At 60.3% G+C, this 14,789-nt stretch carries 14 protein-coding genes and 1 tRNA gene; 8 read left to right on the top strand and 7 right to left on the bottom strand.

All coding sequences use genetic code 11. From position 1 onward, the window contains the following. Positions 1 to 3 precede the first annotated feature (3 nt). Entirely contained in the window at positions 4 to 1,494 is a 1,491-nt protein-coding gene (gene thiI, locus LUN51_RS10925; protein WP_246940644.1) for a tRNA uracil 4-sulfurtransferase ThiI, read from the bottom strand. Positions 1,495 to 1,761: 267 nt separating this feature from the next. On the opposite strand from thiI, the gene LUN51_RS10930 reads away from it, so the two are divergent. The 4 genes from LUN51_RS10930 (at position 1,762) to dcd (ending at position 4,723) form a co-directional block, all read left to right on the top strand. Further along, positions 1,762 to 2,475 (top strand): DUF3581 family protein, encoded by a 714-nt coding sequence (locus tag LUN51_RS10930; protein ID WP_277811268.1) that lies wholly within the window; start codon positions 1,762 to 1,764, stop codon positions 2,473 to 2,475. Between the two features lie 70 nt (positions 2,476 to 2,545). After that, the gene (locus LUN51_RS10935) at positions 2,546 to 2,998 is read left to right on the top strand and encodes a TerB family tellurite resistance protein (RefSeq protein WP_431355571.1); all 453 of its coding nucleotides are present in this window, start codon (positions 2,546 to 2,548) and stop codon (positions 2,996 to 2,998) included. Between the two features lie 168 nt (positions 2,999 to 3,166). After that, positions 3,167 to 3,967 (top strand): iron-sulfur cluster carrier protein ApbC, encoded by an 801-nt coding sequence (gene apbC, locus LUN51_RS10940; protein ID WP_277811279.1) that lies wholly within the window; start codon positions 3,167 to 3,169, stop codon positions 3,965 to 3,967. A 189-nt stretch (positions 3,968 to 4,156) separates the two neighbouring features. Beyond that, entirely contained in the window at positions 4,157 to 4,723 is a 567-nt protein-coding gene (dcd, locus tag LUN51_RS10945; RefSeq protein ID WP_040241625.1) for a dCTP deaminase, read from the top strand. A 123-nt stretch (positions 4,724 to 4,846) separates the two neighbouring features. Here the strand turns inward: dcd and purN are convergent, their stop codons facing one another. Next, positions 4,847 to 5,584 (bottom strand): phosphoribosylglycinamide formyltransferase, encoded by a 738-nt coding sequence (gene purN, locus LUN51_RS10950; RefSeq protein WP_040241621.1) that lies wholly within the window; start codon positions 5,582 to 5,584, stop codon positions 4,847 to 4,849. Continuing rightward, positions 5,581 to 6,660, bottom strand: coding sequence for a phosphoribosylformylglycinamidine cyclo-ligase (gene purM / locus LUN51_RS10955; RefSeq protein ID WP_277811269.1), 1,080 nt, complete (start codon positions 6,658 to 6,660; stop codon positions 5,581 to 5,583). The genes purN and purM overlap by 4 nt, the downstream gene beginning before the upstream one ends. 182 nt (positions 6,661 to 6,842) lie before the next feature. Between purM and LUN51_RS10960 the strand changes: the two genes are divergently transcribed. Further along, a complete protein-coding gene (locus LUN51_RS10960) occupies positions 6,843 to 7,934 on the top strand; it encodes an AI-2E family transporter (RefSeq protein WP_277811270.1) in 1,092 nt (363 codons plus the stop codon). Beyond that, positions 7,931 to 8,629 (top strand): DnaA regulatory inactivator Hda, encoded by a 699-nt coding sequence (gene hda, locus LUN51_RS10965; protein WP_261507278.1) that lies wholly within the window; start codon positions 7,931 to 7,933, stop codon positions 8,627 to 8,629. The genes LUN51_RS10960 and hda overlap by 4 nt, the downstream gene beginning before the upstream one ends. A 9-nt stretch (positions 8,630 to 8,638) precedes the next feature. Here hda and LUN51_RS10970 read toward each other — a convergent pair whose 3' ends face one another. Beyond that, positions 8,639 to 9,064: a secondary thiamine-phosphate synthase enzyme YjbQ gene (locus LUN51_RS10970; RefSeq protein WP_277811271.1), complete on the bottom strand. Its 426-nt coding sequence runs from the start codon at positions 9,062 to 9,064 to the stop codon at positions 8,639 to 8,641. Between the two features lie 181 nt (positions 9,065 to 9,245). Here LUN51_RS10970 and LUN51_RS10975 point away from each other — a divergent pair, with 181 nt between their 5' ends. After that, a complete protein-coding gene (locus tag LUN51_RS10975) occupies positions 9,246 to 10,625 on the top strand; it encodes a class II fumarate hydratase (protein WP_277811280.1) in 1,380 nt (459 codons plus the stop codon). A gap of 103 nt (positions 10,626 to 10,728) precedes the next feature. On the opposite strand, the gene LUN51_RS10980 is transcribed toward LUN51_RS10975, so the two are convergent. From LUN51_RS10980 to LUN51_RS10990, 3 genes are all read right to left on the bottom strand, one after another. Further along, positions 10,729 to 11,829, bottom strand: coding sequence for an endonuclease/exonuclease/phosphatase family protein (locus tag LUN51_RS10980; RefSeq protein ID WP_277811272.1), 1,101 nt, complete (start codon positions 11,827 to 11,829; stop codon positions 10,729 to 10,731). Positions 11,830 to 11,959: 130 nt separating this feature from the next. Continuing rightward, positions 11,960 to 13,465: a glycerol-3-phosphate dehydrogenase gene (glpD, locus tag LUN51_RS10985; protein WP_277811273.1), complete on the bottom strand. Its 1,506-nt coding sequence runs from the start codon at positions 13,463 to 13,465 to the stop codon at positions 11,960 to 11,962. 126 nt (positions 13,466 to 13,591) lie between these two features. Beyond that, positions 13,592 to 14,356, bottom strand: a complete 765-nt coding sequence (locus LUN51_RS10990) for a DeoR/GlpR family transcriptional regulator (RefSeq protein ID WP_277811274.1) — start codon at positions 14,354 to 14,356, stop codon at positions 13,592 to 13,594. A 356-nt stretch (positions 14,357 to 14,712) separates the two neighbouring features. On the opposite strand from LUN51_RS10990, the gene LUN51_RS10995 reads away from it, so the two are divergent. Continuing rightward, positions 14,713 to 14,789, top strand: a tRNA-Val gene (locus tag LUN51_RS10995).

A 14,789-nucleotide genomic window follows, 5' to 3' on the forward strand; every position in this document is an offset into this window, starting at 1 on the left:
GGGTCAGTGATCGGCGTGGCTATTACCGCGATAGACGACGAAGTTCGTCAGCCCCTGGTCGGCGAGCCGAAGCGCCTGCATTTTGCTCATGATGCCCTGATCGCAATATAGCGCGTAGCGCCGATGCGCCGGCAGGTGCGCGGCGCGTTCGCCAAGCTCGAAGAACGGAATCGCCAGTGGCTCGCCTCGCGGCAGCTCCAACGGGGCGGCATCGCGTTCATCGGGGTGGCGAATGTCGATGACCGTGACGTCATCGGCCTCGTGCAGAGCCTCGGCGCCCTCGATCACGGGTACATCGAGCGTGCGCGGCGCGGGCGTGTCGAGTAGGCGGTCCACCCGCGTTTGGCGGGTGGCCTCGAGTGCGGCTTCGAGCACACCCATATCGAAGTCGGCCTCGGCGGCGTCGATCTGGTCGGGTCTGGGGCGTGTATTGGGGCGTTGTGAGATCGTGCCGCAGTATTCCGGCAAGCGCTCGGCATGGGCGGCGGTACCGATGCGGCGTGCATCCTCGATGATGGTTTGCTTGTCGTCGGCGATGAGCGGACGTAGAACGGGCCGCTCGCTGACTGCATCGATCAGCCCCAGGTTGACCAGGCTCTGACTGGATACCTGCGCCAGCGCATCGCCGGTGACGAGAGCCGAGAGGCGCGCGCGTGTCGCGACGCGATTGGCGACCCGCAGCATCATGCGCTTGAGTACGACGCCCGCCAGACCGGCGGGCACACGGCGCTGGATTTCATCGAGCACGCCGTCGAAAGGCACACTGATGAAGTGGGCATGATGCGATGCACTGTAGCCCTGCCACACCTGATGCACGACCTCGCGTACGGCCTGCTCGTGTTCCGGTCCGCCGAGATTGAAGAACAGGTAATGCGTCTTGAGCCCGCGCCGGATCAAGCGCCAGGCCGCCACCGGCGAATCGTAGCCGCCCGAGATGAGTGCCAGTGCCTGGCCCTGGGTGCCGAGCGGATAACCGCCCAGGCCGGGCAAACGGCGGGTCACTAGACGCAGGTGCTGGTCTTGCAGCTCGAGCGTGACGTTTACCTCGGGGTGGGAGAGATCCACCTTGGCGTCCGGACTGGCATTGAGCAGCGCGCCGCCCAGGTAACGCTCGAGGTCTGCCGACGTGAAGTCGTGCTGACCGCGACGCTTGACGCTGACGCGAAACCGGCGGCCGGCCAGCGGTGCCCGCCATAGCGCCACCAGGCGTTCGGCGGTATCGGCGAAGGAGACGAAAGTATGCACATTGATCACCAGCACCTCGTGGATGCCGGGCACGCGCGATAGCGTTGCTTCCAGGCGTTCGCGGGTAGCGTCGTCGATAGCGTGGCGGACCCGCACCTCCAACGCATCCCAGCAGTCGGCGATCCGCACATCGGGGACCAGCGGCGTCAGAATGTTACGCAGGTTGGTGCGCAGACAACGAACCATCTGCTTGCGTACGGGGCGGGACTTGATGGTGATCTCGGGGAAAAGCTTGACGCGATACCGCATATGTCTCGTGTCGAGTGCTAGTGAAGGCGAGCATGGTAGCAATCCGGCCCCTGCCTCGCCAGTCACTCCGCCGGCGTACAATGAATACGGCATTTTTCGCCATTATCTTGAGCTGGATGCCGATTGAGCGCTCGATGTTATCGTCTGGTGGCGCTATGTTGAGAAATGTGTGCGGGGGCCGCGCCCGAGCGCCAATGAATTTGATACCATCTTGGCGTTCGTGATCCGCGCCGTGGTGGGCGCTTCTTGATGGGCAGGGATAAGCGCATGTTTCTCGACGATTTTTACACCGTGACCGATGATCGGCTATGTATTACGGCCGAGCAGGCAAGTCGTTTCGCCAAGTGTATCGCTGGCGATTACAATCCCATTCACGATGCGGATGCACGGCGCTTCTGCGTGCCGGGCGATTTGCTATTCGCCTTGGTGATGGCACGTTTTGGCCTGGCGCAACGCATGACCTTCCACTTCAAGGGCATGGTCGGTGACAGCGTGCCGCTGTGCTTCGTGCAACATGATGACGACACCGTTCAGGTGACCGACGCTCACGGCAAGGTATATCTCGAAGTCGAGCGCGGTGGGGATATCACCCACGACGCTGGCGTCATCGAGGCCTTCACGCGCCGTTACGTGGCGTTTTCAGGGCGCAATTTCCCGCATTATCTCAAACCGCTGATGGAAGAGCAGGGTGTCATGTTCAACCCCCAGCGGCCGCTGGTGATCTACGACAGCATGGGCTTCTCATTGTCACGGCTGGATGTCGCCGAGGCCGGCGTGGCTTTCGCCGGCGCGACGCTGGATGTCAGCGGCAAGCGGGGTGACGCCTTGCTGCAATTCAAGATGACTGACGGCGAAACGGCCATTGGCCATGGCTCCAAGAAGTTGGTGGTCAGCGGGCTGCGTGAGTACGACCCGCCGGTGATGGACGCTTTTGTCGAGAAGTTCATGAACCTCAAGGCGCATTACGCCACGGCAGAGTGAGACGCCAGATGCAACCCTTGCACGCAGAAGGTGTCACAGGCCACGTCATCTTTTGTTATAGGAGCATCCTTTGAGTATCCAAGGCATTCAGCAATTCTTTCAACGCATGCTGGAGTCCCCGCAACCGGAGCGCCGGCAGGTGACGTTGGAATTGGCGGTGGCAGCCCTGTTGTGCGAGATCATGCGTGCCGATTACGAACATGACCCAAGCGAAAGGTCCATACTGCGGGAGCTATTGACCACGCGTCTTACGATTGCCCCGGGCGACGTCGATGAACTGATGTCGTTGGCCGAAACCGAAGTCGAACAGGCTGTCGACCACTATGAATTCGTCAGCCTGATTCGCGAGCAATACGACTACGAGGATCGCGTGGCGCTGGTAGCGCAGATGTGGCAGTTGGCTTTTGCCGACGGTGAACTCGATGCCTTGGAAGAACACCGCGTTCGGCGTCTCGCCGATCTCCTTTATGTCAGCCACAGCGATTTCATTCGCATCAAGCTTGAGGTCATGCCTGAGAGTTGAGACGGCAAGGTCCGTCTGCGTGCGCCGAGTGCATGGAAGGCGTCTGGCGAAAAGTTGACTGAAACGCTTGGGTAAGTGCCATCGCGGGACGTTATACTGGCCGTATCGAGCTGTCAGCCTGGCTGGCGCACCGCAGATGAGCATATCGTGGAAAGGAGAGTTGCTGTGATCGAAGGCGTGAAGCATATCGTCGCCGTGGCGTCGGGTAAGGGGGGCGTCGGCAAGTCCACCGTGACCGTCAATCTGGCCTTGGCGATGGCCGCCGAGGGGTACCGAGTGGGACTGCTCGATGCTGATATTTACGGTCCCAGCCAGGCGCAAATGCTGGGAATCGCCCCGGGTGTACGGCCGCAGCCAGCGGGTGAAAATGCCTTCAAGCCGCTGGAGGCTCATGGTCTACAGGCGATGTCCATGGCGTTCATGGTGGATGTCGATGAACCTATGGTCTGGCGCGGTCCGATGGTGGCCGGGGCTTTCCAGCAGTTGCTCAATCAAACCGCCTGGAAAGATCTCGATTACCTGTTCGTCGATATGCCACCGGGCACCGGCGATGTGCAGCTGACTCTGGCGCAGAAAGTGCCGGTAAGCGGTGCGGTGATCGTGACCACGCCTCAGGACATCGCGTTACTCGATGCCAAGAAGGGTATCGAGATGTTCCGCAAGGTCAACGTGCCGGTGCTGGGCGTCGTCGAGAACATGAGCCAGCATGTCTGCTCGCAGTGTGGCCATCAGGAGCCGATCTTCGGTAGCGGTGGCGGCGAGCGCATTGCGGAGCAGTACCAGACCCGGTTATTGGGTCAATTGCCCCTCGACGGCACGATTCGCGAGCAGGCAGATGGCGGCAAGCCCAGTGTGATCGCTGACCCTGAAGGAAACGTCGCGCAGACGTTCCGCCAGGTGGCACGCTCCGTGGCCGAGGGGATCGACGCGCAGTCCGACGAGTCACCGACCATCAGCTTTGGTGAGTGACGTTCGTCACCTAACGTTTGCGTGACGCGATGGGGCCGTTATCATAACGGCCCCCTTTGTTTTCAAAGACCGAGTTTTCAAGGACCGAGTTTTCACGGACTGAGTGTTCACGGATCGAGTGTTCACAGACCAAGCGTTCGCGGAGACGACCCGATTTCATCGCGACAGCGCACTGAGCAGGAAACTTCAATGAGCATCAAATCCGATAAATGGATTCGGCGCATGGCCGAAGGCCAGGGCATGATCGAGCCGTTCGAGGCGGACCAGGTTCGTTACGTGAATGAGCAGCGGGTGATTTCTTATGGAACCTCCAGCTACGGCTATGACGTGCGCTGCGCCGATGAATTCAAGGTGTTCACCAATATTCATTCGGCCGTGGTCGATCCCAAAGGGTTCGATGAGAAAAGCTTCGTCGACGTCAAGGGCGATGTCTGCGTGATTCCGCCCAACTCCTTCGCTTTGGCGCGTACCGTGGAGTATTTCCGAATTCCGCGCAGCGTGTTGACTATCTGTCTAGGAAAGTCGACTTATGCGCGTTGCGGCATCATCGTCAATGTCACGCCGCTGGAACCCGAGTGGGAAGGCCATGTCACGCTCGAATTTTCCAACACCACTAACCTGCCTGCGCGCATCTATGCCAATGAAGGCGTAGCGCAAATGCTGTTCTTGGAGTCCGACGAGGTCTGTGACGTCTCCTACAAGGACCGTGGCGGCAAGTACATGGGGCAGAGAGGCGTGACGCTACCGAGGACGTAAGCAGCGAGCTACGGGCAACGGGCCACGAGCAGCGAGCCAAAATGCTGTTGAAGCCCGAAGCCCGAAGCCCGAAGCCCGAAGCCCGAAGCCCGAAGCCCGAAGCCCGAAGCCCGAAGCTGTGTTCTACCCTTCTTCGTCGAGCTCTTCCGCGGCGTCTTCATGCGACATTCGCAGACCGGTGGGTGGTAGCGGCATGCCGTCGAACTGAGCGCCTTCCGCACCCAGACTCAAGCGGCCTTCAAGAAACCAGCGCACGGCGATGGGGTAAATCAGGTGCTCGCGGGCATGGACTTTCTCGATTACCTGCTCGGCGGTGGTGTCGGGGTCGACCCTGAGCGCGGCTTGCAAGGCCACCGGCCCGCCATCGAGTTCCTCGGTGACAAAGTGCACGCTGGCGCCATGCTCCGACACGCCATCGGCCAGGGCGCGGGTATGCGTATCCAGTCCTGGATAGTCCGGCAACAGCGAAGGATGGATATTGAGCATGCGGCCGGCATAGCGATGCACGAATGTCGGGGTGAGAATGCGCATAAACCCCGCGAGGACGATCAGATCCGGGGTGTGGCGGTCGATGACCTTGATCAAGGCGCGGTCGTAAGCTTCGCGATCGTCGTATTCGCGATGCGGTAGCACGACGGAGTCGACACCGGCTTCCTTGGCGCGGATCAGGCCGTAGGCATCGCCTTGATTGGAGATCACGGCAACGATTTCACCACCCAACTCGTCGTGTTGCTGCGCATCGAGTAGCGCCTGCAGGTTGCTGCCGTTGCCGGAGATCAACACCACGACGCGACGCTTCTCGGCCGGTTCCGCTTCGAAGTCGTTGCCGTCGGGAGTGTCGGCTTGAGTCGTAGCATTCATGAGCGGACGTTCTCCAGACGAACTTGTTCTTCCTCACCCTGGCGCATAACGATGTCGCCAAGACGGTGCACCGTTTCGCCGGCGGCTTCCAGCGTGGTCTGGGCGTGTTCGGCCTGCGCCGCAGATACGACCACGACCATGCCGATGCCGCAATTGAGCACGCGGTGCATCTCGTGCTCGTCGACGTTGCCTTCACGTTGCAGCCAGTCGAAGACGGCGGGGCGCGTCCAGCTTTCGGCATCGATGCGCGCGGTGAGCGTATCGGGCAGCACGCGAGGCACGTTCTCGAGCAGGCCGCCGCCGGTGATGTGCGAGAGGGCGTGCACGGCCACGTCGCTGTCCTTGATCAACGACAACAGCGGCTTGACGTAAATACGTGTCGGCGCCAGCAAAGCGTCACGCAGGGGAGTGCCATCAATGTCTTGCTCAAGATCGGCCTGCCCTCTTTCTAGAATCTTGCGGATCAGCGAGTAGCCATTGGAATGGGGACCGGACGATGCCAGTCCGAGCAGCACATCGCCCTCGGCGACGCGGCTGCCATCGAGGATCTCGGATTTCTCGACGACGCCGACACAGAAGCCTGCCAGATCGTAATCGCTGCCCGAATACATACCGGGCATTTCGGCGGTCTCTCCTCCGATCAGCGCGCACCCGGCTTGGCTGCAGCCTTCACCGATGCCGGTGACGACATCGGCGGCGATGTCGATATCCAGCTTGCCAGTGGCGTAGTAGTCGAGAAAAAACAGCGGCTCGGCACCGGCGACGACCAAATCGTTGACGCACATGGCGACCAAATCGATCCCGATGGTGTCGTGACGCTCAAGGTCCATGGCCAGACGGAGCTTGGTGCCTACACCGTCAGTGCCGGATACTAAAACGGGTTCGTGGTAACCGCTGGGTAATTGGCACAACGCGCCAAAGCCACCCAAGCCGCCCATTACTTCGGGACGGGAGGTACGCTTTGCGACTCCCTTGATGCGTTCGACGAGCGCGTTGCCGGCGTCGATGTCCACGCCGGCATCCTTGTAGCTAAGTGATGTGCGGGAGGAGGAGGGCGTGTCCGAACTGCGAGTCATGGGCATTCCTGTCAACAGTGTGCCGATCGCGGGGCGATCGAGCGAAGCCGATGGCGCCGCCTGGCGCCCGAGGCCAGGGCGGTATAAGGGAAGCCTACATTGTAGCATTGCCCCAAGGGAGGCGCATCGCCTGCGCAGGCGTGTAGAATCGAATCCAAAAGGGTTGGGAGATACGTATTGCAATGACACGCATACAAGTGTGGGGCCTTCTGGGCGCGGCGGGATTGATCTGGTTGCTCGTCTTGCTGGAGCCCATCTTGATGCCGTTTTTCGTCGGCATGATTTTGGCCTATCTAGGTGACCCAGTGACTGACTGGCTGGAGGCGCGCGGCTTGTCACGCCGGCTCTCGGTAAGCGTAGTCTTCCTCGTGTTGGCGCTGTCCATGGTCTTGGCGTGCCTGATTCTGATTCCCTTGCTGGGACGCCAGCTGGCGCAGTTGGTCGAATCCTTCCCGGCCATCTTCAACTGGGTGCAGTCGGTGGTGCTACCGGAGGTCCAAGCCGTGACGGGCGTGGATCTCAGCGCTGATTTCGATCAACTGCGCAGCACCTTGATGGAGAACTGGCGCGAGACCGGTACAGTGGCGGCTGCGATTTTGGCCCAGGCGTCCAAGTCAGGCATGGCGTTCGCCGTGTGGATGGGCAATCTGGCGCTGATTCCCGTGACGACCTTTTACTTTCTACTCGACTGGGATCGGCTCAAGGCACGCCTGCGCGATTTGCTGCCGCGTCATGTCGAGCCAACGATCACGCGCCTGAGCCATGAATGCGACGAGGTGTTGTCGGCCTTTCTGCGCGGGCAGTTGCTGGTAATGCTCAGCCTAGCGGTGATCTACGCGACGGGGCTGAGTCTGCTCGGCCTGCGTTTCGGACTACTGATCGGACTGGTGGCCGGGCTGGCCAGCATCGTGCCGTATCTCGGCGTGATCGTGGGGATCAGCATTGCGGCTCTGGTCGCGTTCTTTCAGTTCGGCGAATGGCTGCCCTTGCTGGGCGTGGCCGTGGTGTTCGGTGTTGGCCAGGTCGTCGAAAGTACGTTACTCCAGCCCGTCCTGCTGGGGGACAAGATCGGCCTTCATCCGATTGCGGTCATCTTCGCGGTCCTGGCGGGGGGGCAGCTGTTCGGTTTCACCGGCATTCTGCTGGCATTGCCGGTCGCCGCTATCGTCATGGTAGTATTGCGTTACCTTCATGAGCGCTATAAAAACAGTCGCTTATACGATACTTCCCGCCACGATGGCGCCTCGCACGAAGGCGATGAGGAAAGGTCATGACCGGGTCCGCGCAGTTGCCACTGGGAGTGGGGCTGAGTGACGATGCAACGTTTGCCAACTTCCATGCGTCGAGTAATGCGCCATTGCTCGAACGCTTGCGTGGCCAGCTCGACACGGATGGCGAACCTTTTCTGTTTCTATGGGGCGCCCCCGGCAGCGGTCGCAGCCATCTGCTGCAAGCCGCCTGCCACGAAGCCGGCGACCGGGGCGGGCGTGCCTTGTACCTTCCCTTGCGCGATCTGGGCCACTTTCCGCCGCATATGCTCGAGGACCTCGAACGCCTGGACCTGGTGGCGATCGACGATCTCTCTGCGGTGCTGGGTCGCAAGCGCTGGGAAGAGGGGCTGTTTCATTTCTTCAATCGCATGCGCGATGCCAACAAGCGCTTGGTGATCGCCGCGGAGGCCGCGCCACGCCAGTTGCCCACCGTGCTGCCCGATCTTTCCTCGCGCTTGAGCTGGGGAGTGACCTTCCATGTGCAGTCCCTGGACGACAGCGGACGCTTCGAGGCTTTGCAACTGCGGGCACGGGTGCGTGGCATGCAGCTCCCCGACGAAGTCGCGCGCTATATTCTGCATCGAGGCCCGAGACAGCTTGCTGCGCTATTCGATGCCCTTGCGCGTCTCGATCACGCCTCGCTTTCCGCTCAGCGGAAGTTGACCATTCCCTTCGTCAAGCAGGCGCTGGGCTGGTAATGAGCCGCATCACGTATCGTCGCCGTTGAGGGTGGCGAGAATGCGGCGCGGCCCGCCGTGCTGACGATGCTCCCCTAGCCAGATGCCTTGCCAGGTGCCGGTAGCGAGTCGTCCCGACTCGACGGCGAGTGTCAATTGCGTACCGAATAGGCTGGCCAGGACGTGTGCCGGCATGTCGTCTGGCCCTTCCAGCGTGTGGCGCATGCCATCGATGCCTTGAGGCGCGAGTCGTTCGGCATAAAGGGCCATGTCGTGTCGCACATCAGGATCGGCGTTTTCGTTGAGGGTGAGCGATGCGGATGTATGCAGCAGTTGTAGATGCAAGAGTCCGAGACGCACGGAGGCGAGCTCTGGAAGCTGGTCGGTGATCTCGGCGGTGACGAGATGAAAGCCCTGATGGCGTGGGCTCAGGGTGAGCGTGGTGCGATGCCACATGATGGATTCTCCCGAGAGGTGGTGACGATGCCTTGAAAGGCGTCATCGGCAGCACAATTTCACACTGATAGTCGCCGGGCTCGTGTGCGCCAGAGGAGCGACCATCATGATCGTCGATAGCGACGGGTATCGCCATGATGGGGCCGCGTGCACGGCGGTCTCAACCGATCAGGAGGGTGTGATGAGCGAGACACGCATTGAACGCGACAGCATGGGGGAACTCGAGGTTCCCGCCGGCGCACTGTATGGCGCCCAGACGCAACGTGCCATCAACAATTTTCCCGTCAGTGGGCAGCCCATGCCCCCCGCGTTCATTCAGGCCGTGGCACGGGTCAAGCTGGCGGCGGCGAACGTCAATCGTGACCTTGGCCTGCTCGACGCCCAACGCGCAGAGGCGATCATCAAGGCGGCCCAGCGTCTCGTCGATGGCGAACATGGCGATCAGTTTCCGATCGATGTCTTCCAGACGGGGTCGGGCACATCGACCAATATGAACGTCAACGAGGTGATCGCGCATCTCGCCAGTGAGAGCGGCACCGAGGTCGGCCCCAATGACCATGTCAACATGGGGCAATCGAGCAATGACGTCATTCCCACTGCGTTGCATCTGTCGGCGGCGCTTGAGGTCGAGAAAACGCTGCTTCCCGCCTTGCGTCACCTGCAGTCGGCCATCGACGCCAAGGCACACGAGGTGGATGACGTCGTCAAGACAGGGCGTACCCATCTGATGGATGCCATGCCGGTGCGCATGAGTCAGGAGCTTGGTGGTTGGTCCAGCCAGGTCGCTCAGGCCATCGAACGCCTGGAGGGTACCCAGCAGCGACTGACACGACTGGCGCTCGGCGGTACGGCGGTGGGTACGGGGATCAATGCTCATCCCGAGTTCGCCGAGCGGGTCGCCAAGGCGCTGAGTGAGCAGACGGGACTCAATCTACGCCCCAACGATAGCTTCTTCGCCAGCCTGGGGTCGCAGGATGCCGCCGTCGAGCTTTCCGGTCAGCTACGCACCTATGCCTGTGCGGTGATGAAGATCAGCAATGATCTGCGTTGGATGAATTCAGGCCCCTTGGCGGGGCTGGGCGAGATCGAGCTCGAAGCCTTGCAGCCAGGAAGCTCGATCATGCCGGGCAAGGTCAATCCGGTGATTCCCGAGGCGGCGGCGCAGACCGCGGCGCAGGTGATCGGGCTAGATAGCGCGATCACGGTGGCGGGACAGAGTGGCAACTTCCAGCTCAACGTCATGCTGCCGCTGATTGCCTCGAATCTGCTGACGTCGCTTCGCTTGATGTCCAGCGCCAGCACGCTGCTCGCCGATCGCGCCATCGCGACCTTCAACGTGCGTCGCGACAATATCGAGGCGCCGCTGTCGCGCAACCCCATCTTGGTGACCGCGCTCAATTCGGTGATCGGCTACAACGCGGCGGCGCAGGTCGCCAAGAAGGCCTATCAGGCAGGGCGGCCGATCATCGATGTGGCCGAGGAAGAAACCGAGTTATCCCGCGAGGAACTCGAACGTCTGCTCGATCCCGCGCAGCTGACACAAGGCGGCATTCCCGAGTGACGTGAAAGGTGGATAGAAATAGCTTGTTTTGGGCGCCCTCACGGGCGCCCAATTTATTTAACTCATCGCACTATGCTGACTCGGCGAGTGACATAAACGGGATTCAATCATTGCTCTTGACAGGCTCCTCGCCACGCCGCTCGTGGGCTTCTTCAATGGTTTCCTCGGCGTCCTGTCGTTCTTCACGGTCCGCGTCGGGGCTGTCGTTTTCATCGGCACGTGCCGGCCGATAACGAAAGGTTGCGAGTATGGGGAAGTGATCGGAACCGAACGCCGAGAGGCGGCGTAGGTCGACCAAGGTGAAGTGTTCGCTGACGAAGACGTGATCCAGCGGCCAGCGTAGCCAACGATGTTCGGCGTGGAAGGTGCTGTACAGTCCGCGTCCGCGGCGAGGGTCCAGCATGCCGCTGATGTGGCAGAAAAGGCGTGTCGTCTTTGACCATGCCACGTCGTTGAGATCGCCGGCGACCAGCGTGGGTTGACCCGAGTCCCGGACCGTCTGGCCGACTAGCAACAGCTCGGCATCGCGCCATAGCGATTCATCGCTTTCGCCGGGCGCGGGGGGTCTTGGATGTACAGCATGGAAACGCACACGCTCGCCACTAGGCAGCGCGAACCAGCCGTGTATCGACGGGATGTCGTCTTGGATCAACCACTCGACATGCGGCTCATGTAGCGCGAGACGCGAATATAGGTGCATGCCGTAAAGGTTATCGAGGGGAATCTTAACAGTATACGGGTGGCTCTCGTTCAGTGTCTCGTCGAGGCGCTCTTCCCACCAGGCGTCTGATTCCAGGGTCAGCACGATGTCAGGGTCGACCTCGTGAATCTGGCGCATCAGCGATGCAGCCTGGCGATTGGGCGTGAGAACGTTGGCGACCAGCAAAGAGAATTGACGTGAGGCGTCCTCGCCTTCGGCATCCACCACATGACGTGCCCCCAACGGTGTCCAGGGGAAAATGCGCATACCTTGCACGCCGAGTACGACCAAACTCGCGATGGCACCAATCCAACCCAGTGGTGACCATGGCAGCACACTCAGCAAGGCAATTAAAATCACGACGGCGAACGCCGCCAGTTGCATGCGGGGAAAGTCGAAACCACGCACCCACCAGTAGCGTAAATCTAGCCACGGGATGGCGGTGGCGATAAACGCTACTAGCGCGAGCAGGGCAAACACTATCTCGGCGATATACTCAATCATCATGGCCTCTTTTCGGCGGCGCCGGCCCTGGCTCCATGCCGGGGCGTTACCGTCCATGGTAAGCGTGGAGATTGAGGGTAGCAGGCCAAGCGGTGATGGCACCAAGCAACGGCGTCACCGCATAGCCTCGTCAGGCCGCATACCCTTGGCAATGACGATTGAGATAGGCAGTCAGGCGCTGATGCTGCCCGGGCGTGAAACGCAGGCCCAGTTTGGTGCGTCGCCAGAGTATGTCGTCCGGTGAACGTGCCCATTCCTCACGCACAAGGTAGTCGACTTCAGCCTGCGTGAGGCCTGCGCCGAACGTTTCGCCAAGCTGATCTTCGCGCCTGACGCCGTGCAGGAAGCGCAGACATAGCGTGCCATAGCTTGAAGCGAGGCGCCGTGCCCGGGCTTCTCCTAAAAACGGATAATCGCGGACGAGTTGCATGGCAAATGCCTCGCGCGAGTCGATATCCCCGCCAGGGAGCGATGTCTCGGCGGTCCAGGGCGCTCCTATCTCGTTGAAGTAGGGTTTCAATTGCTCGAGGGCGGCTTCGGCCAGCTTGCGGTACGTGGTGATCTTGCCGCCGAAGACTGACAGCAACGGTGCGCCGCGTGCGTCGAGATCGAGTGTATAGTCGCGTGTCATTGCCGAGGGATCGGCGGATTCGTCATCGCACAACGGCCGCACACCAGAGAAGGTGGTGACGATGTCCACGCGCGCGAGTGTCTGGATGAAATGCTGATTGACCACGTCGAGTAAATAGTCGATTTCCTGACCGCTGGCGCTGACCTGGGCAGGATCGCCTTGGTAGCGCACATCGGTCGTGCCGATCAGGCTGTAGTCCTGCTGATAGGGCAAGACAAAAACGATGCGCCGATCCTGGTTCTGCAGGATATAGGCGCGCTCGTCGGTATTGAGGCGTGGCACGACGATATGGCTGCCTTGAATCATGCGCACCCCGTAGCGTGAATCGCGCTGGGCGTTTTTGCGTACCACCTGTTCTACCCAAGGCCCGGCGGCGTTGACCAGGGCGTGCGCGTATCGTATGTGGCGCTTGCCGGTACTGACATCTTCCAGCGTGATGTGCCAGAGGCCGTCTTCTTCCTGCGCCCCGACGCAGCGGCTTCCCACTTGGATATCGGCGCCGTGTTCGCGCGCTTGCATGGCATTGAGCACGACTAGTCGGGCATCGTCGACCCAGCAGTCGGAATATTCAAAACCGCGTTTGATCTCTGGTTTGAGGGGACTTTTGGCGTCGAAGCGAATCCCTTTCGACGCGGGAAGGCTGGCACGCTGGCTGAGATGATCGTAAAGGAACAGGCCCGTGCGGATCATCCAGGCCGGGCGTAAATGCGGCTGGTGCGGGAGGATGAAGCGCAACGGCCAGACGATATGCGGTGCCTTGCGTAACAACACTTCACGCTCATGCAGTGCTTCGCGCACCAGGCGAAATTCCCGATGCTCAAGATAGCGTAGGCCGCCATGAATCAATTTGCTGCTCGCCGAGGAGGTCGCACTGGCGAGGTCATGCTGCTCGCTCAGGGCGACGCGCAAGCCACGGCCTGCAGCATCATTGGCGATGCCGGTACCGTTGATGCCACCGCCGATGACGAAAAGATCGAGTATGTCCTGTCGGGGGGAGGCGTTCATGGAAAGCTCCGCAAGATTGGTTTCGCAAGTTGATTGTTCGGATATGAAAATAGCGTAATCGAAAACGAACATCAAGTCGACGAAACGAACATGGCGTCAGGTGACGCCATAAGCGGGGCGAGGCGGTCAAGCGTCGGCGATATGCAGTGTTACATCATGTTCGCGTAGCAGGCGCAGGATGCCGTCGGGTGGTTGACGGTCCGTGAACAATGCGTCGATCTGCGAAATGTTGCCCTGGCGCACCACGGCGTTGCGCTGGAACTTAGAGTGGTCGGCGGTCAGGAAGACCTGGCGCGAGTTACGAATGATGGCCTGGGCGACGCGAACTTCCTGATAGTCGAATTCGAGCAGCGAGCCGTCATCGTCGATGCCGCTGATGCCGATGATACCGTAATCGACCTTGAACTGATTGATGAAGTCGATCGTGGCTTCACCAATGATGCCGCCGTCGCGCGAGCGTACCTGACCGCCGGCGATGATGACGTTGAAGTCTTCCTTGTGTTGAAGGATTGCCGCCACGTTGAGGTTGTTGGTGATGACCTCGAGGCCCTGATGTTCGCGTAGCGCCTCGGCGACCATTTCATTGCTGGTGCCGATGTTGATGAACAGCGAGGCGGAATCGGGAATCTGAGCGGCGACGCATTCAGCGATATGCTGCTTGGCATCGGCATTGAGTGTCTTGCGTGTATGGTAGGCGGTGTTGACGGTGCTCGACTCGAGGCCGGCCCCACCGTGCACGCGTTTGATCGTGCCTTCGTCGGCCAATTGGTTGAGGTCGCGTCGAATTGTTTGTGGCGTGACGGAAAAATGCTGTGTGAGCTGCTCGATAGAGGCGTAGCCCTGATGCTTGACCAGGGTGACGATGGCCTCGTGGCGGTCTTGTTGTGTCATGGGGTTCCGTTACCTGGCGAGTAAAACGGCCGATGAATGAACCATGTCTTTTGGGTAGACGCGAACGTTGCACAGGCGGTGCAGTGCGGGCTGGACGGCTATGTTAAACCATGAATTAGTACGGAAAAAGGCATTATGAATTGTTGTAAAACGAAAGTAGACAAAGATTTTGTTCGCTAAAATGAACTTTAATAAGAAGAAACGGAAATGGCAAGGTGCTCGCGTCAAGCGTTTGAACCTTGGCGAATTTTTGGGTCGGGGCTTGCATTTTTCTATGGCCTGCGTAAAATACGCATCCGTTGCCGAGATGAGAGTCAGCAACGGTAGTAATGGCATTACCGCAGCTAATCTGAAATAGGACCGTAGCTCAGTTGGTTAGAGCGCCACGTTGACATCGTGGAGGTCAGCGGTTCAAATCCGCTCGGTCCTACCA

Origin of the sequence: Chromohalobacter canadensis (assembly GCF_029544075.1) — a bacterium.
In the GTDB taxonomy this organism is placed as follows: domain Bacteria; phylum Pseudomonadota; class Gammaproteobacteria; order Pseudomonadales; family Halomonadaceae; genus Chromohalobacter; species Chromohalobacter canadensis_A.

Bases quoted from the DNA above. Each gene is read 5' to 3' on its own strand.
- purM (WP_277811269.1), bottom strand. From the start codon at position 6,660: ATGACTCGCAGTTCGGACACGCCCTCCTCCTCCCGCACATCACTTAGC.
- LUN51_RS10960 (WP_277811270.1), top strand. From the start codon at position 6,843: ATGACACGCATACAAGTGTGGGGCCTTCTGGGCGCGGCGGGATTGATC.
- hda (WP_261507278.1), top strand. From the start codon at position 7,931: ATGACCGGGTCCGCGCAGTTGCCACTGGGAGTGGGGCTGAGTGACGAT.
- thiI (WP_246940644.1), bottom strand. From the start codon at position 1,494: ATGCGGTATCGCGTCAAGCTTTTCCCCGAGATCACCATCAAGTCCCGC.
- LUN51_RS10990 (WP_277811274.1), bottom strand. From the start codon at position 14,356: ATGACACAACAAGACCGCCACGAGGCCATCGTCACCCTGGTCAAGCAT.
- purN (WP_040241621.1), bottom strand. From the start codon at position 5,584: ATGAATGCTACGACTCAAGCCGACACTCCCGACGGCAACGACTTCGAA.
- LUN51_RS10970 (WP_277811271.1), bottom strand. From the start codon at position 9,064: ATGTGGCATCGCACCACGCTCACCCTGAGCCCACGCCATCAGGGCTTT.
- LUN51_RS10980 (WP_277811272.1), bottom strand. From the start codon at position 11,829: ATGATTGAGTATATCGCCGAGATAGTGTTTGCCCTGCTCGCGCTAGTA.
- LUN51_RS10930 (WP_277811268.1), top strand. From the start codon at position 1,762: ATGTTTCTCGACGATTTTTACACCGTGACCGATGATCGGCTATGTATT.
- dcd (WP_040241625.1), top strand. From the start codon at position 4,157: ATGAGCATCAAATCCGATAAATGGATTCGGCGCATGGCCGAAGGCCAG.
- LUN51_RS10975 (WP_277811280.1), top strand. From the start codon at position 9,246: ATGAGCGAGACACGCATTGAACGCGACAGCATGGGGGAACTCGAGGTT.
- glpD (WP_277811273.1), bottom strand. From the start codon at position 13,465: ATGAACGCCTCCCCCCGACAGGACATACTCGATCTTTTCGTCATCGGC.